This is a genomic window from Agrococcus sediminis, from assembly GCF_007923295.1.
GTDB classification, from domain to species: Bacteria; Actinomycetota; Actinomycetes; order Actinomycetales; family Microbacteriaceae; genus Agrococcus; species Agrococcus sediminis.
Window position 1 is genome coordinate 86,782 of record NZ_VOIR01000014.1, and the last position, 16,733, is coordinate 103,514.

Below are 16,733 nucleotides of genomic sequence, written 5' to 3' on the forward strand. Positions count from 1 at the left end.
GCAGAAGGAGGCGCGATGGGCGGCGAGCACGGAGCACCGGCGGTCACCGACCTGGCGCTGCGGCGCGAGCTGCTCGCGGGCTACGAGCTCGACACCGACCGCTCGCGCCTCGACCTCGAGCGCGTGCACCGATGGCTGTCGACGGATGCCTACTGGGCGATGGGCAGGTCGATGGACGTGCTGCGGCGCGCGGTCGAGGGCTCGGCGAGCTTCGGCGTCTACGCGCCCGACGGCGCGCAGGTCGGCTTCGCGCGCCTCATCACCGACGGGGCGACCTTCGGATGGCTGTGCGACGTCTACATCGACCGCGCCGCCCGCGGTCTCGGGCTCGGCACGGCGCTCGCGAACGCCATCGTCGACGCCGTCGAGCCCATGGGCCTGAAGCGCATCATGCTCGTCACGGCCGACGCGCACGAGGTGTACGCGACGGCGGGCTTCGTCGTGGCGCCGAACCCCGAGCAGCTGATGGCGCGCATCTCTCCGACCGCGTGAGCGGGCGCCTCCCGATCAGTCGCTGAAGGGCCGCCGACGCGCGCGCTTGGTCTCGGAGCGCTGCGCCTTGGCGTCGAGCCGTCGTCGCTGCGAGCTCCGCGTCGGCCGCGTGGGTCGGCGAGGAGCCACCGGCACCACGGCCTCCCGCAGCAGGTCGGCCATCCGCCGCCTGGCCGCGAGGCGGTTGTCGAGCTGCGCGCGGTGCTCCGAGGCGGCGATCGTCAGCACAGAACCGGTGAGCCGCGGAGCCAACCGCTGCAGGATGCGCCCGCGCTGCACGTCGTCGAGCGCGGTCGTCGTCGCGAGGTCGAGGCTCAGCTGCACGCGCGAGTCGGCGGTGTTGACGCCCTGGCCGCCCGGGCCCGACGAGCGCGAGAACTGCTCGACGAGCTCGCTCGCCGGCACCACGAGCCCGCGGGGCGCGCCGGGGCCCGGGGCTACGCGCAGGTCGTCCATGCCTCGAGTCTGGTGCACCATGGACCCCGACGTTCGCGGCAGGCCTGGAGCTGGTGAACCGCATCGGTGAAGCCGCGGAGGCGGTGGACCACCACCCTGACGTCACGCTCAGCTATGGCACCGTCGACGTGACGCTCAGCAGCCACGACGTCGGCGCAGTGACGATCCGCGACGTGCACCTCGCACGCGCGATCAGCGAGCAGGCTGAGGCGCTCGGCATCGCGCCGGTCCGCTGAACGGACGCGCTGAGACGGATCGCACGGCTGGGGAGACCGCCGTCAGAAGACGGCTGCGTCCCAGTCGCGGTAGCCGTCCGTCGGGAGCGCGCTCAGCCGCGCCACCGCCGCGTCCGCGGCTGCGGCGGCCTGCTGCTCGAGCTGCGCGACGAGCCCTCTGCGGCGCAGCTCCGCTGCGCACTGCTGTCGGAGCGCATCCTGCGCCGTCGCCGTGCACGTCACCAGCGCCAGCCCGATGTCGAGCAGCAGCTCGTCGGAGAGCCCGCCGAGGCCCAGGGCGCGCTGCTCCACCCGCCGCTCCTGGTCGCGCTCCCACGGCGATGGCTCGCGCTGGGCGAGTGCGCCGAGCCAGTCGTAGTCGCCGTCTGCGTCGAGCTGCCGCAGTCGTGGCAGCGCGAGGTCGATGGGCAGGTGGCGCTCTTCGAGCGGCAGCATCCGGCGCACGTGCATCGGAAGGCTCGTGGGCGTGCGGCCGAGCCGCCGGGCGATCTGCTCGATCGAGGCGCCGTCTCGACAGGCCTCCATCACGGCTGCGAAGTCCTCCTCGGTCCACGGCTTGCGGCTGCGGGGCGCCGGGTCGTCGCGGAACGCGGCCAGCAGGGGATGCTCATCTCGTGGGTCGTCGCTCATGCCCACACTCTGGGACCTGCCCCGCGGGCGCGGGGCGCAGCGCGTCGGCCGCTGTGGAGAACGCTCGATCGACGGGGGAGCGGCCGCGACGGCGACTGCCGCCTGCGAGAATCGAGGGATGACCGCAACGCTCGTCGCGCAGGGCCTCGCCGGCGGGCACGGCCACCGCACGCTCTTCGACTCGCTCGACCTCACCGTCGCGCCCGGCGACGTCGTCGGCGTGGTCGGCGCGAACGGCGCCGGCAAGTCGACGCTGCTGCGCATCCTCGGCGGCGAGGCCGAGCCGCAGGCGGGCACCGTGCAGCTGGCGCCGGCCGACGCGTTCGTCGGCTGGCTGCCGCAGGAGCACGAGCGCGTCGAGGGCGAGACGGTCGTGGGCTACATCGCCCGGCGCACGGGGTGCGCGCTGGCGACGGCTGCCATGGATGCCGCGGCCCTCGCCCTCGGCGACCCGAGCCTCGCACCCGCCGGCGTCGACCCATCCGACGCCTACTCCGCCGCACTCGATCGCTGGCTCGCGAGCGGCGCCGCCGACCTCGAGGAGCGGATCCCGATCGTGCTCGCCGACCTCGGCCTCGAGCTCGACGGCGACCCCGAGCAGGCGCTCATGACCTCGCTCTCGGGCGGGCAGGCCGCCCGCGTCGGCCTCGCGGCGCTGCTGCTCAGCCGCTTCGACATCGTGCTGCTCGACGAGCCCACGAACGACCTCGACCTCGACGGGCTCGAGCGGCTCGAGGCGTTCGTGCAGGGCCTGCGGGGCGGGGTGGTGCTCGTCAGCCACGACCGCGAGTTCCTCGCGCGCTGCGTGACGCGCGTGCTCGAGCTCGACCTCGCGCAGTCGACCAACCGCGTCTACGGCGGCGGCTACGACGCCTACCTCGAGGAGCGCGCGACGCTCCGCCGGCACGCGCGCGAGCAGTACGACGAGTTCGCCGACAAGAAGGCCGACCTCGTCGCCCGCGCCCGCACCCAGCGCGAGTGGTCGAGCCAGGGCGTGCGGAACGCCATGAAGAAGGCACCCGACAACGACAAGAACCGCCGCCGCGCGATGACCGAGTCGAGCGAGAAGCAGGCGCAGAAGGTGCGGCAGATGGAGAGCCGCATCGCGCGCCTCGAGGAGGTCGAGGAGCCGCGCAAGGAGTGGGAGCTGCAGTTCGCGATCGCGGCCGCGCCCCGCTCGAGCACCGTCGTCTCGACGCTGAGCGGCGCGGTGATCCGGCAGGGCGACTTCACGCTCGGCCCGGTGTCGCTGCAGGTCAACGCGGGGGAGCGGATCGGCATCACCGGCCCCAACGGCGCCGGCAAGTCGACGCTGCTGCGGGCCCTGCTCGGCCGGCGCGAGCCCGACGAGGGCTCCGCGAGCCTCGGCGCGAGCGTGCAGATCGGAGAGATCGACCAGGCGCGCTCGCTGCTCGCCGGCGCGACGCCGCTCGCGGCCGCCTTCGAGGGGCTCGTGCCCGAGATGGCGTCGGGCGAGGTGCGCACGCTGCTGGCGAAGTTCGGCCTGCGCGCCGACCACGTCGGCCGCCCCGTCGACGAGCTCTCGCCCGGCGAGCGCACCCGCGCGGCGATGGCGCTCCTGCAGGCGCGCGGCGTCAACCTGCTCGTGCTCGACGAGCCCACGAACCACCTCGACCTCGCGGCGATCGAGCAGCTCGAGCAGGCGCTCGACACCTACGAGGGCACGCTGCTGCTCGTCACGCACGACCGGCGGATGCTCGAGACGGTACGCACGGACCGTCGCTGGCACGTCGAGGCCGGCAGGGTCGCGGAGCGCTGAGCGCCAGCGTCGGCGGTGGTCGCGCAAGCACCATGCGCGCGATGTCTGAGGGTTGCTCTAGCGTCTGAGGGGTCCCCACGACTGCACCGAGGAGTCCTCATGTCCATCGAGACCACCGCCGCCATCACCGCTTGGACGTTCGTCGCCGAGTGCCCCATCCCCGACGACGTGATGCCGATGCTCGTTCAGGGCGAGCAGCCGATCGCCGCCTACAAGACCTTCCGCGACTCCGCGGTCTTCACGACCAAGCGCCTGATCGTGCGCGACGCGCAGGGCATGACCGGCAAGAAGGTCGAGATGTACTCGCTGCCGTACTCCTCGGTGAACATGTGGTCGTCGGAGAACGCCGGCACGCTCGACTTCAACGCTGAGCTCGAGCTCTGGACGAGGGCAGGGCACATCAAGATCAAGGTCGGCAAGGGCGTCGACGTCCGCAAGCTCGACCACCTCATCGCCCACGTGGTGCTCGGCGCCAGCTAGGCGGCAGACCCGGGCCGGCCGCCGCTCGCCTCAGCTCGCCGGGTCGTACTGGAACGCCCGCAGCTCCTGCGGCGTGCGGCAGCCCCGGGCGATGCGCGCCGCCCACGACTCGGCCTCCTCGCGCGAGCCGAGCCGCAGCACGCAGAAGCCACCGTCGAGGTGCGTCGTCGCCGGCGACGTCGCGCCGTCGGCGTGCACGAGCACGGGGTCAACGCTCTCGTCGATGCCGCCGCCGAAGACGTAGACGCCGGCCGCCTTCGCCTCCTCGATCACCGCGTGCGAGTCGCGCACGACATCCGGGAACTCCTCGTCGCTCAGCACCATGGAGGCGCTCGGGAACGAGATCAGGTAGTGGCCCATGCCGGCCATCCTGCCCGCCCGGTCGCGCGCGCACCAGGCCTGCCCTGGCTCCGCCGGGCTCGGGCGGAAGGGGTCCCCCTCGCCGTGGGGCAGCGGCCGCTCCAGCCGCACGCGACGGGCTACCGCACGCCCCACGCGTAGCTCTGCTGCTGCAGCTTCAGGTACATGAGGGTGTCGGTCTCGCGCACTCCCTCGATCGAGCGGATGCGCTGCGAGACGAGCTCGAGCAGGTGCGCGTCGCTCTCGCAGACGACCTCGACGAGCACGTCGTAGCTGCCGGCGGTGATGACGACGTAGTCGACCTCGGGCAGCGCCGCGAGCGACTCGGCGAGCGGCTCGAGGGCACCGGATGCGCGGATGCCGATCATCGCCTGGCGCGCGAACCCGAGCTGGGTCGGGTCGGTGACGGCGACGATCTGCATCACGCCCGAGTCGGTGAGGCGCTTCACCCGGTTGCGCACCGCCGTCTCGCTCAGCCCGACCGCGTCGGCGATCGCCGAGTAGGGCGCGCGCCCGTCGCGCTGCAGCTCGGCGATGATCGCCTTGTCCTGGGCGTCGGGGAGGCTCACAGCCGCGCCCATGCCTCGGTCAGCACGCCGCGCAGGATCTGCTCGATCTCGTCGAAGTGCGACTGGTCGCAGATGAGCGGCGGGGAGAGCTGGATGACCGGGTCGCCGCGGTCGTCGGCGCGGCAGTAGAGGCCCGCGTCGAACAGCGCGGTGGAGAGGAAGCCGCGCAGCAGCCGCTCGCTCTCGGCCTCGTCGAACGTCTCGCGGGTGGCCTTGTCCTTCACCATCTCGATGCCGTAGAAGTAGCCGTCGCCGCGCACGTCGCCGACGATCGGCAGGTCGGTGAGGCGCTCGAGCGTCGCCCGGAAGGCGCCCTCGTTGGCGCGCACGTGCTCGAGCACGCCCTCCTCCTCGAAGATCTGCAGGTTGCGCAGGCCCACGGCCGTCGCGACGGGGTGACCGCCGAACGTGTAGCCGTGCGCGAACATCGCACCCGGCTGCGCGAACGGCTCGAAGAGCCTCGCGCTCGCGATCATCGCCCCGAGCGGCGCGTAGCCCGAGGTGAGCCCCTTCGCGCACGTGATGATGTCGGGCTGGTAGCCGTAGCGCTCCGCGCCGAACATCGTGCCGAGCCGCCCGAAGGCGCAGATCACCTCGTCCGAGACGAGCAGCACGTCGTGCTCGTCGCAGATCTCCCGCACCCGCTCGAAGTAGCCCGGCGGCGGCGGGAAGCAGCCGCCGGCGTTCTGCACCGGCTCGAGGAAGACCGCCGCGACCGTCTCGGGCCCCTCCTGCTCGATCGCCACCGCGATCTGGTCGGCGGCCCAGCGGCCGAACGCCTCGGGGTCGTCGCCGTGGATCGGCGCCCGGTACAGGTTGGTGTTCGGCACGCGGAAGGTCGACGGCACGAGCGGCTCGAACATCTGCTTGAGCGACGGCAGCCCCGTGATCGACAGCGCCCCGTGCGTGGTGCCGTGGTAGGCGATCGCGCGGCTGATGACCTTGTGCTTCTGCGGCCTGCCGGTGAGCCGGTAGTAGTTCTTCGCGAGCTTCCACGCGCTCTCGACGGCCTCGCCGCCGCCGCTCGTGAATAAGACGCGGTCGAGGTCGCCGGGCGCGAGCGCCGCGATGCGGTCGGCGAGCTCGACGGCGGTCGGATGCGCGTACGACCAGAGCGGGAAGTACGCGAGCGTCGACGCCTGATCGGCGGCGACGGCGGCGAGGTCGGCGCGGCCGTGCCCGAGCTGGTTGACGAACAGCCCGGCGAGCCCGTCGAGGTAGCGCTTCCCCCGGTCGTCCCAGATGTAGGCGCCCTCGCCGCGCACGATGACCGGCGCCGCGTCGGCGCCCGCCATCCGGGTGAAGTGCATCCACAGGTGGTCGGCAGGCGTGCTCATGCGTCTCGTCTCCTCGTTCGTGTTGTCGGGGTGCCTGGGGCGGCGTGCCGGATGCGCGCGGGGGCGCACGGCCGCGCCGCCGCGCGTCGGGCGGTCAGTCGGGGATCGGCACGCAGAGCACCGGGCGCCGGCTGCGGTGCAGCAGCTTGTGCGGCGTCGAGCCGAGGATGGCGCCCTGCAGCGGGCTCTCGCCCCACGTGCCCACGACGATCACGCTCGCGTCGTGGGCGTCCGCCTGCTCGAGCAGCGCATCCACCGGCTTCGCCGAGACGAGCTGGGTGATCGCGTCGACGCCGGCCTCCTCGGCCGCGGCGAGCGCGTGGCTGATCGCCTCGCCGCCGAGCTGCGCGAGCGCCGCCTCGTGCGTGCGCAGCTCGTCGCCGGGAGCCCCGGGCGGCGCGGTGCCGTAGACGATCACGAGCTGCTCGCCGAAGCGGCGTGCGACGTCGATCGCGGTGGTGAGCGCCGCCCGGGCCCCGGGCGACTCGTCGTAGCCGAGCACGATGCTCATGCGCGCGTCCCCTCTCCGTCGCGGGTCGCGTCGACCCGCACGATCGTCTGCTCGGCGGTGCTCGGCCGCTCCTCCCAGAAGCGCCGGTCGCGGAAGTACCAGATCGTCATCACCACGATGCCGGTGGCGAAGATGCCGATGCCGATCACGAGGGGCGGGCCGAGGCCGAACCAGGGCGTCTCGGTGTAGGCGTTCTCGGGGTTGCCGTAGTCGATGATCGCCGAGATGAGCAGCCATATGAGCAGCAGCGAGCCGATCACGGGGCCTACGCCGATGAGCAGGAAGCTCTTCGCGCTCGACATGAGGCGCTTGCGGAAGTAGATCGCGCACGCGATGCCGGTGAGCGCGTAGTAGAAGGCGATGAGCAGGCCGAGGGCGGTGAGCGTGTCCCAGAGCGCCGTCTCGCTCAGCAGGCCCACGACCAGGTAGTACGCGATCGCGATGCCCGCGACCCACCAGGTCGACACATCCGGCGTCCGGAAGCGGGGGTGGATGTGCCCGAAAATCGCGGGCAGGGCGCGGCGGCGGGCCATGCTGAGGCCTGTGCGGGACGCGGGGATGATCGTCGTCTGCGTCGAGGCGAGGGCTGAGGTCGAGACCGACAGCATCACGATCCACGCGAACGGGCCCATCGTGTCGGAGGCGAGCACCTGGAAGATCGCGTCCTCCTCGTCGGCGGTCTCGGCGAGGAACGCCTCGCCGGCGAGCGCGACCACGGCGATCGTGACGGAGAGGTACGTGATGACGAGCACGACCGTCGACCAGATCGCGGCCTTGCCGGGCGACTGCGACGAGTTGGTGGTCTCCTCGGTGAGGTTGACCGCCGACTCCCAGCCCCAGTAGGCGAAGACGCCCAGCAGCAGGCCCGCCGTCACGCCCTCCCAGCCGCCGCCGAACGGGTTCAGCCACTCCCACGAGGGGGTGATCGACTCGTACGCCGACGTGTTGGTGAAGACCTGCACGAGCGCCACGACGGCGAAGGTGAGCAGCGACAGCACCTGGAAGACGATGAGCACGTTCTGCAGCCGGGCCGAGATCTCGGTGCCCCAGACGCAGATGGCGGTCATGACGAGGATGACGATCACCGTGAGCACGCGGATGAGCACGGGGTCGTAGGCGAGATCCTCGAGGCCGAAGGTCAGCAGCGCGTAGCGGGCGGCGACCTCGGCGAGGGATCCGACGATGAGCACGCCGGTCATCGCGATCGCCCAGCCGCCGATCCAGCCGAACCAGGGGCCCATGGCGCGCGTCACCCACGAGAAGGTGGTGCCGCAGTCCTGGTCGACGGTGTTGAGGTAGTAGAAGGCGGAGGCGATGAGCAGCATCGGCAGGAAGCTCGCCAGCATGATGCCGGGGGCGTGCACGCCGGTGTAGAGCACGAGCCCGCCGATGATCGCGGCGATCGTGTAGGCGGGGGAGGTGGAGGCGAGGCCGATGACGAGCGCGTCGAAGAAGCCGATGGCGTTCGGCTTCAGCTGCGCTCTGCCGTCGGCGACGGGGGTGGTGCTGCGGGTCACGACGGCTCCCTCTGGGCAATGCGGCGGATGCCGTGCGTGCATCCCGCTATCGGGTGCCGTATCCGCGCTTCTTGCTGGGTGAGACTACTGATTCCGTCGTTCTGGCGCTAGAGTCGCGCTGAATCCGGCTTCTCGTGTCGCGCGGCCGCGCGGCGGGAGCCGGCGGAGGGAGCATCGTCCATGCGGATCCTGCTGGTGGGAGCCGGAGGCGTCGGCGGCGCGTTCGCCGCGATCGCGGCCCGTCGCGACTTCTTCGAGGCGATCGTGATCGCCGACTACGACGCAGCGCGCGCCGAGCGCGCCGCGGCCGTCGACGCGCGCTTCAGCGCGGCGCAGGTCGACGCATCCGACCCCGGCTCGGTCGCGGCGCTGTGCCGCGAGCACGGCATCACGCACGTCATGAACGCGGTCGACCCGCGCTTCGTGATGCCCATCTTCGACGGCGCGCTCGCAGCCGGCGCCGACTACCTCGACATGGCGATGAGCCTGTCGACGCGGCACCCCGACGAGCCCTACGCGAAGGTCGGCGTGAAGCTCGGCGACGCGCAGTTCGCGAAGGCAGGGGACTGGGAGTCGGCAGGCCGGCTCGCGCTCGTGGGGATGGGCGTGGAGCCGGGCCTGTCGGACGTGCTCGCGCGCTACGCCGCCGACGAGCTCTTCTCGTCGATCACCGAGCTCGGCACGCGCGACGGCGCGAACCTCGCCGTGCACGACGACGACGGCAACGAGATCTTCGCGCCCTCGTTCTCCATCTGGACGACCATCGAGGAGTGCCTCAACCCGCCGGTCATCTGGGAGCGCTCGCGCACGGGCGTCGACGGCGGCTGGTACACGACGCCGCCCTTCAGCGAGCCCGAGGTCTTCGACTTCCCCGAGGGCATCGGCCCCGTCGAGTGCGTCAACGTCGAGCACGAGGAGGTGCTGCTCATGCCGCGCTGGCTCGACTGCGAGCGCGTCACCTTCAAGTACGGGCTCGGCGCCGAGTTCATCGGCGTGCTGCAGACGCTCCACACGCTCGGGCTCGACCGCACCGAGAAGGTGCGGGTCGGCGGCGTCGAGGTCTCGCCGCGCGACGTCGTGGCCGCCTGCCTGCCGGATCCCGCATCCATCGGCCCGGTGATGACGGGCAAGACCTGCGCCGGTGTGTGGGTGCGCGGCACCGGGAAGGACGGCGAGCCTCGCTCGACCTACCTCTACCACGTGGTCGACAACGCGTGGTCGATGGCCGAGTACGGGCACCAGTGCGTGGTCTGGCAGACGGCGATCAACCCGGTGATCGCGCTCGAGCTGCTCGCGACCGGCGTCTGGTCGGGCTCGGGCGTGCTCGGGCCGGAGGCGATGCCGCCGAAGCCGTTCCTCGACAAGCTCGAGGAGTACGGCAGCCCGTGGGGGCTGATGGAGGTCGCGCCGGCCGCGTGAGGCCTCGCGCGGGGTCGCGTGCTGCGGGTGGCCGCCCGTTCGTCGACCGGCCAGGTGCGTCGCCGACCGGACCATCCGGCCGGGCGCGCACGGAGCCGGTCGAGCGACGGCGCGCCTGAGGTCAGTCGGCGTCGGGGCTGTCGGCGGCGGGCTTCGCCAGCGTCATGTACCACTCGACGAAGCGCCGGGCGCGGCCGTCGGGCGCGAGGTGCACCTCCCACAGGTTCGCGTACGACTCGTGGCCCGGGTAGGCGACCGTGCCGGTGACGATCGCGAGCCGCTCGTCCTCGATGAGCACGCGCAGGTCGTGCTGCGGCGCCGTCGGCTCGCGCTCCGTGCGCCACATCTCGACGATCGCGTCGATGCCGCGCAGCGGCGAGGGGTCGTCGGGCCGGAACCAGTACTCGGCGTCGTCGGCGAAGATCGCCCGCACGTCGGCCGGGTCCTTCGTCTCCCACGCGCGGATGTAGCCGTCGAGCCATCGCTGTGCAGCCGTCATGCTGCGTTCCTACCGCACGGCGCGCCCCGGCGGTAGGGCGGTGCGCGAGCGTCAGCCGCCGAGCGGCAGCGTCGCGACGCCGAGGTGCCGCGGCTGGTGCGGGCGGCCGAGCAGCTGCGACTCGATGAGCTCGACCTCGTCGACCGTCCAGGTGCGCGACGCGTAGGTGTCGAGCACGCGCAGCCAGCGGAGCGCGCTGCGGTGGCGCGGCTGCCGCGCGAGCGTCACGTGCGGCACGAACCGCCGGCCGTCTGGCGCGGCGCCCGCGACACTCGCGGCGGTGCGCACGCGCTGCGCGAGGTGCTCGAGCTCGGCATGGCCGCGGTCGACGCCGAGCCAGAGCACGGCCGGGCGATCCGGGTCGGGGAACGCCCCCGCCCCGGCCAGCCGGCACGCGAACGGCGGCACGTCGAGCACGGCGGCGCGCAGGCGCTCCTCCAGGGGCTCGAGGATGCGCTCGGGCACGCCGGGCAGGAACGCGAGGGTGAGGTGCAGGCGATCCGAGGGCGTCCAGCGCAGGCCCTCGCGGGGCTCGAGGAACGCGGCGAGATCCTCCCGCACGTCCTCCGGCGGCACCACGGCCGCGAACATCCGTCGCCCCATGGGCCGACCCTAGCCGCGCCGCCCAGGCGCCGCTCGGGAGCCGGGCATAGCCTGCGGCACACGGGGCGGCCCACCCGGAGCCGGCGCTGCGGAAGCGGTCGTGACGCTGGTGCACGGCCGTCGGCGCGGCCTACGCTGGCGCGCATGAGCGAGCTCCGCATCCGCACCACCGTCGAGCGCCGCGGGCCGGCCGCGGCGATCATCCTCACCGACGAGCAGGTCGCCTCGCTCGGCGGCGCGAGGAACGCGCCCGTCACGCTGAGCATCGGCGACGCCACCGTGCGCACGCGCATCGGGCAGATGGGCGGCGAGAACCTGCTCGGCCTGTCGAAGGAGCGGCGCGCGGCGCTCGGCGTCGACGAGGGCGATGAGGTCGAGGCGGTCGTCGCGCTCGACCGGGCCGAGCGCGAGGTCGAGCTGCCGCAGGAGCTCGCGGCGGCGCTCGACGCCGATCCGACCGCGGCCGCCGCCTTCGCGGGGCTCGCGCCGTCGCGCCGGAAGGAGCTCGCTCGGGGCATCGCCGACGCCAAGGCCGACGCCACCCGGCAGCGCCGCCTCGAGCGCGCGCTCGACCAGCTGCGCGCGACGACCGCGAGCTGAGCCGCGGGACGCCGACCGTGCTCGACGCGCTGCTGTGGGGTGCGGTCGCGACGTCGTCGCTCGTGGTCGGCGCCGCGCTCGCGATGCTGCGCCGCTGGTCGGATGCCGTGGTCGGCATCGTGCTCGCGTTCGGGGCGGGCGCGCTCATCGCGGCCGTCGCCTTCGAGCTCGCGGAGGGCGGCCTCGCCGAGGGCGGGCCGCTCGCGGTCGGCGCCGGCCTCGCCGCCGGGGCGCTCACCTTCTTCTTCGCCGACCGCGCCCTCGAGGCGGGCTCGGGCCGCCGCGGCAACCGCGGCGCGGGCACGGCGGGCGTGCCGCTCGCCCTCGGCGCGCTGCTCGACGGCGTGCCCGAGCAGGCGGTGCTCGGCATCGGGCTCGCCGCAGGCGACGGCGTGAGCGCGGCGCTCCTGGCGGCGGTCCTCATCTCCAACCTGCCGGAGTCGGTCGGCTCGTCGGCCGACATGCTCCGCGCCGGACGCTCGCGCCGCTTCGTGCTGCTGCTGTGGCTGGGCGTCGCCGTCGTCTGCACGCTCGCCGCCGTCGGCGGGCGCGCGATCGCCGAGGGCGCGCCGCCGGCGCTCACGGGGGTCGTCGACGGCTTCGCCGCGGGTGCGCTGCTCGTGATGCTCGTCGACGCGATGATCCCCGAGGCGCGCGCGAAGGGCGGCACGGACGCGGGCCTCGCGACCGTCGTCGGCTTCGCGGGTGCCGCGAGCCTCTCGCTGCTCTGAGGCGAAGGTGCCCTCAGGCCTCCGGCGGCGCGAGCTCGTCGAGGCGCGCGAGCCGCTCCCGTGCCCGCTCGGCGCGCTCCGCCTCGCCGAGCTCCCACCAGGCGTCCCCGCGTTCGCCGAGGCCCTCCTTCGCCAGCTGCACGCGGTCGCGCGCCGCCCGCCTCGAGGCGTCGTCGCCCGCGAGCCGCACGGCCGAGCGCGCCCGGCCGAGGTGCGAGCGCAGCCGCGCCGACGCATCCGCCGCCAGCGACGGATCCTCCGCGCGCCAGCGGCGCCCGTCGACGACGATCCACCGCCCGTCGTCGGTGCGCTCGGCCGGCACGCCGGTCAGCGCCGCTCGATCGGGATGTGGTGGGTCTTCGCGGGCACGCGGTCGAGGCCGACGCGCACGGTGAGCACGCCGTCCTCGTAGGAGGCGGTGATCTCGTCGTCCTTCGTGCCCTGCGGCAGCCGCACCGCGCGGGCGAGCGCGCCGTAGCGGAACTCCGAGCGCTGCTTCTCGCGCTTGTCGGGGTGCCGCTCGGCGTGGATCGTGAGCACGCCGTGCTCGACCGTCACGTCGATGTCGCGCGCCGGGTTCAGCCCCGGCAGCTCGGCGTGCACGACGAAGGCGCCGTCCTCCATGAGCTCCTCCACCCGGATGCCGGGCAGCGGGCCCCTGCCGTCCCAGCCGCCGAGCAGCGCGAACGCATCCACCCACTCGGTGAACGGCGGGAAGATCGGGTACTTGCGCGAGGCCTCCGCGGTCATGGCCGCTCCCTCCGTCGTCGTTGCCTCGTGTCTACTCCGCTTCGACCGTCGCTTCAATGGTCGGGCGGTCAGGAAGCGGATGCGCCGGGCCGGGCCGCGATGGCGCGCTCGGCCGCGCGCATGGTTCGATCGATCCATGAGCGACACCGAGGTCTCCCGAGTCGTGCAGGCGAGCCGCATCATCGAGGCTCCCGCCGACGTCATCTTCGAGCACATCGCCGACCCGGCCAGGCAGCCGGCGTGGGACGGCAACGACAACCTCGCCGAGGCGCCCGACGGCCAGCGCGTGCGGGGCGTCGGCGACGTCTTCTCGATGACGCTGACGCAGGGCGCTGTGCGCGAGAACCACGTCGTGGAGTTCGAGGAGGGCCGCACGATCGCGTGGAAGCCCGCCGAGCCCGGCTCGCCGCCCATCGGCCACGTGTGGCGCTGGGAGCTCGAGCCCGAGGGCACGGGCACCCGCGTGACGCACACCTACGACTGGACCGACCTGCACGACGAGCAGCGCATCCCGCGCGCGCAGCGCACGCAGCCGGCCAACCTGCTCGCCTCGATCGACCGGCTCGCGGGCGTCGTCGGCGGCTGAGGCCGCGGGGGAGAGCGTCGGGGCGGGGGAGCGCCCTGCGCGGCCGGTCAGCGCGCCCGGTGGGGCTCAGGAGCGCGCGCCGGCGCGGAGCGGGTAGCATGGTGGCAGGCGACAGCCCGCCGGTCACCGCCGGAGCCGCATCGCGGCCCCGCCCGTGCACCGCAGCCGCCGTCGCCGGCTCGATCAGCCGCCCGCGCTCCGCGGGCGACGTCGCAGCCTGAACGCCTGGGGCCCGCATCGCCGGCCCCGCCTCGAACGGAGGACATGTGGCCGACGCCGCAACCATCGATGCTCCCGAGACGGACGCATCCCCCGACGCCCCGTCGCGCGAGCGCGACGCGCTCATCCCGCAGCTCGCCCGCGCCGTCCGGCAGGTCGAAGCCGGCGTGAAGCGCGGCGCGGCATCGCGCTCGACCCGCACCAAGCTGCAGGTCGTCGCGATCCTCGCCCGCGAGGAGCGCGCCCGCGTGCGCGCCGACAAGGAGCTCACCGACGCGCAGCGCGCCGAGGAGCTCAAGCGCCTCGACGGCATCGCCGTCATCCTCGCGAAGGCCGCGAGCCGCGAGCCCACGCTGCTGCCCCTGCTCGGCGAGGGCGCGCCCCTCACCGACGCCGTGCGCGAGCGCAAGCGCGAGATGCTGCTCGCCGCGGGCATCGAGCCCGAGCCCGAGGTCTCCTCGGCGCCCGAGCCCGAGCAGACCGAGCCGCAGGCGCCGCAGGTCGTGCCGCCCTCGGTGCGGCGCGTGCAGCTCGCCAACCCGTTCCTCGAGCCCGACCTGTCGCACGTGCGCCGCAAGCCCGAGCGCGACCGCCTCGCCGGCTTCGACCTGCTCTCGCCGCTGTTCCTCTCGTTCGAGGTCGCGGCCGACGGTCGGCCCGCGTGCATGCCGCTGCCGCAGCCCAAGCAGCGCATCGCGCCCGGCGGCAAGCAGCTCATGCACCACCAGGCCGAGCTCGTGCAGGCCGCCCGCGAGGGGCACCGCACGTTCCTGCTCGCCGACGAGCCGGGCCTCGGCAAGACCGCGCAGGCGCTGCTCGCCGCGCAGGCGGCGGATGCGTTCCCGCTGCTCGTCGTCGCGCCGAGCGTCGTGAAGATCAACTGGGCGCGCGAGACCGAGCGCTGGGTGCCCGGCCGCCGCGCCGCCGTGCTGCAGGGCGACGGCGACCAGCTCGACGCGTTCGCCGACGTCGTGGTCGTCAACTACGAGGTGCTCGACCGGCACATCGGCTGGCTCGAGCGCTTCGGCTTCCGCGGCATGGTCGTCGACGAGGCCCACTTCATCAAGAACACCCGCTCGAAGCGGTCGCGCCACGTGCTGCAGATCGCCGCGGCGCTGCGCGAGCGCGTCGGCAACCCGCTGCTCATGGCGCTGACGGGCACCCCGCTCATCAACGACATCGAGGACTTCGGCGCGATCTGGCGGTTCCTCGGCTGGATCGACCAGAAGGAGCCGAACGCCGAGCTCACCGACGACCTCGAGCAGATCGGCCTGACGCCGATGGACCGCGGCTTCTACCCGGCCGCGCGCCGCGCCGTGATCGACATGGGCATCGTGCGCCGCCGCAAGATCGACGTCGCCGCCGACATCCCGGCCCGCCGCATCGCCGACATCCCCGTCGAGCTCGACGAGGCATCCGGCCGCTCCATCCGCGCCGCCGAGCGCGAGCTCGTCGACCGCATGCTGCGCCGCTACGACGCCGCGATGGAGCAGCGCTCCGCCGACGCGCGCGACGACAGCCGCGTCGACGACGAGCTCGTGCACCGCATCGCCCGCAGCGAGGTCGAGACGCAGGAGGGCAGCACGGGCGAGAACGTCTTCGCGCTCGCCCGCCGCATCGGCCGCGCGAAGGCCGAGCTCGCCGCCGACTACGCGGGCCAGCTCGCGCACTCGGTGGGCAAGGTGGTCTTCTTCGCGAAGCACATCGACGTCCTCGACGCCGCCGAGCAGACGCTCGCGAAGGCCGGCATCAAGACGGTCTCGATCCGCGGCGACCAGACGCCGACGCAGCGGCAGAGCGCGATCGACGCGTTCACGAACGACGACTCGGTGCAGGTCATCGTCTGCTCGCTCATGGCGGCGGGCGTGGGCGTCAACCTGCAGGCAGCCGCCGACATGGTGCTCGCCGAGCTCTCCTGGACCGACGCCGAGCAGACGCAGGCGATCGACCGCATCCACCGCATCGGCCAGTCGATGCCGGTCACCGTGTGGCGCATCCTCGCCGCGCAGACGATCGACACGCGCATCGCCGAGCTGCTCGACGCGAAGGCCGGCATGGTCGGCCGCGCGATCGACGGCACCACCGGCGACGAGCCGACCACGGGCGACCTGCGGCAGGCGGCCGTCGAGGGCATGCTCCGCGACGCCGTCGCCGCCCGCATCGCGCGGCGCTGACGGCGCGACGGGGCTGAGCCGGCCGTGGTCGACGCGATCTTCGGCGATCCGAGGCTCGCGGCGGTGTACGACGCGCTCGACGCCGACCGCTCCGACCTCGAGGTCTACGAGCGGATCGTCGTCGACGAGCTGGGCGCCCGCTCGGCGCTCGACATCGGCTGCGGCACCGGCACCTTCGCGCTCATGCTCGCCGCCCGCGGGCTCGACGTCACCGGCGTCGACCCGGCCGCCGCATCCGTCGCCGTCGCTCGGGCGAAGCCCGGCGCCGACGCGGTGCGCTGGGTCGTCGGCCTCGCCGACGCGGCGACGGGGGCGGATGCTCGGGGCCGCTCGGGCGTCGACGTCGTCACCATGACGGCCAACGTCGCGCAGGTCTTCCTCGACGACCTCGACTGGCTCTCCGCGCTCGTCGCGGCGCGGCGGGCGCTCCGGCCCGGCGGCACGCTCGTGCTCGAGTCGCGCAGGCCCGAGCGGAAGGCGTGGCTCGAGTGGACCCCGGATGCGACGCGGCAGGTCGTCGACGTGCCGCACGAGGGGCAGGTGGAGGAGTGGATCGAGGTCACGGGCGTCGACGGCGAGCTCGTCACCTTCTCGTCGCCGACGGTCTTCCACCGGGACGGCACGCGCATCGACTCCACCACGACGCTGCGCTTCCGGCCGCGCGCCGCGATCGAGGCGTCGCTCGCGCGCGCCGGGCTCGAGGTGGTCGATGTGCGCGACGCGCCCGACCGCCCGGGGCGCGAGTGGGTCTACCTCGCGAGGCGCCCGGGCTGAGCGCGGCGAC

The 16,733-nt window shown here is 73.6% G+C and carries 20 protein-coding genes and 1 pseudogene; 10 read left to right on the forward strand and 11 right to left on the reverse strand.

The annotated features are described in order from the left end of the window. Positions 1–15: 15 nt before the first annotated feature. Positions 16–492, forward strand: a complete 477-nt coding sequence (locus FQ330_RS07990) for a GNAT family N-acetyltransferase (RefSeq protein WP_146356597.1) — start codon at positions 16–18, stop codon at positions 490–492. 15 nt (positions 493–507) lie between these two features. Here the strand turns inward: FQ330_RS07990 and arfB are convergent, their stop codons facing one another. Next, positions 508–948: an alternative ribosome rescue aminoacyl-tRNA hydrolase ArfB gene (gene arfB, locus FQ330_RS07995; protein ID WP_146356599.1), complete on the reverse strand. Its 441-nt coding sequence runs from the start codon at positions 946–948 to the stop codon at positions 508–510. Between the two features lie 38 nt (positions 949–986). On the opposite strand from arfB, the pseudogene FQ330_RS08000 reads away from it, so the two are divergent. Beyond that, positions 987–1,184: pseudogene (locus tag FQ330_RS08000) on the forward strand (4a-hydroxytetrahydrobiopterin dehydratase); the annotation flags it as partial. Between the two features lie 42 nt (positions 1,185–1,226). Here FQ330_RS08000 and FQ330_RS08005 read toward each other — a convergent pair. Next, positions 1,227–1,814: a hypothetical protein gene (locus tag FQ330_RS08005; RefSeq protein ID WP_146356602.1), complete on the reverse strand. Its 588-nt coding sequence runs from the start codon at positions 1,812–1,814 to the stop codon at positions 1,227–1,229. A 118-nt stretch (positions 1,815–1,932) separates the two neighbouring features. Here FQ330_RS08005 and FQ330_RS08010 point away from each other — a divergent pair, with 118 nt between their 5' ends. Both FQ330_RS08010 and FQ330_RS08015 read left to right on the forward strand, forming a co-directional pair. Next, positions 1,933–3,594 carry an ABC-F family ATP-binding cassette domain-containing protein gene (locus tag FQ330_RS08010; RefSeq protein WP_146356604.1) on the forward strand — a complete coding sequence of 554 codons (1,662 nt, stop codon included), beginning with the start codon at positions 1,933–1,935 and terminating at the stop codon, positions 3,592–3,594. Between the two features lie 99 nt (positions 3,595–3,693). Beyond that, positions 3,694–4,074, forward strand: coding sequence for a PH domain-containing protein (locus FQ330_RS08015; protein ID WP_128188862.1), 381 nt, complete (start codon positions 3,694–3,696; stop codon positions 4,072–4,074). Positions 4,075–4,104: 30 nt separating this feature from the next. Here the strand turns inward: FQ330_RS08015 and FQ330_RS08020 are convergent, their stop codons facing one another. The 5 genes from FQ330_RS08020 to FQ330_RS08040 all read right to left on the reverse strand — a co-directional run bounded on the left by FQ330_RS08020 (position 4,105) and on the right by FQ330_RS08040 (position 8,368). Continuing rightward, the gene (locus FQ330_RS08020; RefSeq protein ID WP_128188863.1) at positions 4,105–4,434 is read right to left on the reverse strand and encodes a YciI family protein; all 330 of its coding nucleotides are present in this window, start codon (positions 4,432–4,434) and stop codon (positions 4,105–4,107) included. A gap of 119 nt (positions 4,435–4,553) precedes the next feature. Next, positions 4,554–5,015 carry an Lrp/AsnC family transcriptional regulator gene (locus FQ330_RS08025; RefSeq protein WP_146356606.1) on the reverse strand — a complete coding sequence of 154 codons (462 nt, stop codon included), beginning with the start codon at positions 5,013–5,015 and terminating at the stop codon, positions 4,554–4,556. Then, a complete protein-coding gene (locus FQ330_RS08030; RefSeq protein WP_146356608.1) occupies positions 5,000–6,340 on the reverse strand; it encodes an aspartate aminotransferase family protein in 1,341 nt (446 codons plus the stop codon). Before FQ330_RS08030 ends, FQ330_RS08025 begins: the two co-directional genes overlap by 16 nt. 94 nt (positions 6,341–6,434) lie before the next feature. After that, complete coding sequence (locus FQ330_RS08035) at positions 6,435–6,851, reverse strand: universal stress protein (protein WP_128188866.1); 417 nt, start codon at positions 6,849–6,851, stop codon at positions 6,435–6,437. Beyond that, positions 6,848–8,368 (reverse strand): APC family permease, encoded by a 1,521-nt coding sequence (locus FQ330_RS08040; RefSeq protein WP_225792757.1) that lies wholly within the window; start codon positions 8,366–8,368, stop codon positions 6,848–6,850. The genes FQ330_RS08035 and FQ330_RS08040 overlap by 4 nt, the downstream gene beginning before the upstream one ends. A 180-nt stretch (positions 8,369–8,548) precedes the next feature. Here FQ330_RS08040 and FQ330_RS08045 point away from each other — a divergent pair, with 180 nt between their 5' ends. Next, complete coding sequence (locus tag FQ330_RS08045) at positions 8,549–9,787, forward strand: saccharopine dehydrogenase family protein (RefSeq protein WP_146356612.1); 1,239 nt, start codon at positions 8,549–8,551, stop codon at positions 9,785–9,787. A gap of 121 nt (positions 9,788–9,908) precedes the next feature. On the opposite strand, the gene FQ330_RS08050 is transcribed toward FQ330_RS08045, so the two are convergent. Continuing rightward, positions 9,909–10,286, reverse strand: coding sequence for a nuclear transport factor 2 family protein (locus FQ330_RS08050; RefSeq protein ID WP_146356614.1), 378 nt, complete (start codon positions 10,284–10,286; stop codon positions 9,909–9,911). A gap of 51 nt (positions 10,287–10,337) precedes the next feature. Beyond that, positions 10,338–10,889, reverse strand: a complete 552-nt coding sequence (gene thpR / locus FQ330_RS08055; RefSeq protein ID WP_146356616.1) for an RNA 2',3'-cyclic phosphodiesterase — start codon at positions 10,887–10,889, stop codon at positions 10,338–10,340. Positions 10,890–11,033: 144 nt separating this feature from the next. Between thpR and FQ330_RS08060 the strand changes: the two genes are divergently transcribed. After that, positions 11,034–11,489: a DUF1905 domain-containing protein gene (locus FQ330_RS08060; protein ID WP_146356618.1), complete on the forward strand. Its 456-nt coding sequence runs from the start codon at positions 11,034–11,036 to the stop codon at positions 11,487–11,489. A gap of 17 nt (positions 11,490–11,506) precedes the next feature. Further along, a complete protein-coding gene (locus tag FQ330_RS08065) occupies positions 11,507–12,220 on the forward strand; it encodes a ZIP family metal transporter (RefSeq protein WP_146356620.1) in 714 nt (237 codons plus the stop codon). 13 nt (positions 12,221–12,233) lie between these two features. Here FQ330_RS08065 and FQ330_RS08070 read toward each other — a convergent pair whose 3' ends face one another. Both FQ330_RS08070 and FQ330_RS08075 read right to left on the reverse strand, forming a co-directional pair. After that, entirely contained in the window at positions 12,234–12,542 is a 309-nt protein-coding gene (locus FQ330_RS08070) for a biopolymer transporter Tol (RefSeq protein WP_146356622.1), read from the reverse strand. A 5-nt stretch (positions 12,543–12,547) separates the two neighbouring features. Further along, positions 12,548–12,970 carry an Hsp20/alpha crystallin family protein gene (locus FQ330_RS08075; RefSeq protein WP_192575883.1) on the reverse strand — a complete coding sequence of 141 codons (423 nt, stop codon included), beginning with the start codon at positions 12,968–12,970 and terminating at the stop codon, positions 12,548–12,550. A gap of 136 nt (positions 12,971–13,106) precedes the next feature. Between FQ330_RS08075 and FQ330_RS08080 the strand changes: the two genes are divergently transcribed. The 3 genes from FQ330_RS08080 (at position 13,107) to FQ330_RS08090 (ending at position 16,723) form a co-directional block, all read left to right on the forward strand. Continuing rightward, the gene (locus tag FQ330_RS08080; RefSeq protein WP_128188875.1) at positions 13,107–13,556 is read left to right on the forward strand and encodes an SRPBCC family protein; all 450 of its coding nucleotides are present in this window, start codon (positions 13,107–13,109) and stop codon (positions 13,554–13,556) included. Between the two features lie 266 nt (positions 13,557–13,822). After that, positions 13,823–15,949, forward strand: a complete 2,127-nt coding sequence (locus FQ330_RS08085; protein WP_128188876.1) for a DEAD/DEAH box helicase — start codon at positions 13,823–13,825, stop codon at positions 15,947–15,949. Between the two features lie 24 nt (positions 15,950–15,973). Beyond that, positions 15,974–16,723 carry a class I SAM-dependent methyltransferase gene (locus tag FQ330_RS08090; RefSeq protein ID WP_146356626.1) on the forward strand — a complete coding sequence of 250 codons (750 nt, stop codon included), beginning with the start codon at positions 15,974–15,976 and terminating at the stop codon, positions 16,721–16,723. The last annotated feature ends 10 nt before the right edge of the window (positions 16,724–16,733 follow it).

Coding starts and splice junctions, on each gene's coding strand:
- FQ330_RS07990 (WP_146356597.1), top strand. CDS start 16: ATGGGCGGCGAGCACGGAGCACCGGCGGTCACCGACCTGGCGCTGCGG.
- arfB (WP_146356599.1), bottom strand. CDS start 948: ATGGACGACCTGCGCGTAGCCCCGGGCCCCGGCGCGCCCCGCGGGCTC.
- FQ330_RS08005 (WP_146356602.1), bottom strand. CDS start 1,814: ATGAGCGACGACCCACGAGATGAGCATCCCCTGCTGGCCGCGTTCCGC.
- FQ330_RS08010 (WP_146356604.1), top strand. CDS start 1,933: ATGACCGCAACGCTCGTCGCGCAGGGCCTCGCCGGCGGGCACGGCCAC.
- FQ330_RS08015 (WP_128188862.1), top strand. CDS start 3,694: ATGTCCATCGAGACCACCGCCGCCATCACCGCTTGGACGTTCGTCGCC.
- FQ330_RS08020 (WP_128188863.1), bottom strand. CDS start 4,434: ATGGGCCACTACCTGATCTCGTTCCCGAGCGCCTCCATGGTGCTGAGC.
- FQ330_RS08025 (WP_146356606.1), bottom strand. CDS start 5,015: ATGGGCGCGGCTGTGAGCCTCCCCGACGCCCAGGACAAGGCGATCATC.
- FQ330_RS08030 (WP_146356608.1), bottom strand. CDS start 6,340: ATGAGCACGCCTGCCGACCACCTGTGGATGCACTTCACCCGGATGGCG.
- FQ330_RS08035 (WP_128188866.1), bottom strand. CDS start 6,851: ATGAGCATCGTGCTCGGCTACGACGAGTCGCCCGGGGCCCGGGCGGCG.
- FQ330_RS08045 (WP_146356612.1), top strand. CDS start 8,549: ATGCGGATCCTGCTGGTGGGAGCCGGAGGCGTCGGCGGCGCGTTCGCC.
- FQ330_RS08050 (WP_146356614.1), bottom strand. CDS start 10,286: ATGACGGCTGCACAGCGATGGCTCGACGGCTACATCCGCGCGTGGGAG.
- thpR (WP_146356616.1), bottom strand. CDS start 10,889: ATGGGGCGACGGATGTTCGCGGCCGTGGTGCCGCCGGAGGACGTGCGG.
- FQ330_RS08060 (WP_146356618.1), top strand. CDS start 11,034: ATGAGCGAGCTCCGCATCCGCACCACCGTCGAGCGCCGCGGGCCGGCC.
- FQ330_RS08075 (WP_192575883.1), bottom strand. CDS start 12,970: ATGACCGCGGAGGCCTCGCGCAAGTACCCGATCTTCCCGCCGTTCACC.
- FQ330_RS08080 (WP_128188875.1), top strand. CDS start 13,107: ATGAGCGACACCGAGGTCTCCCGAGTCGTGCAGGCGAGCCGCATCATC.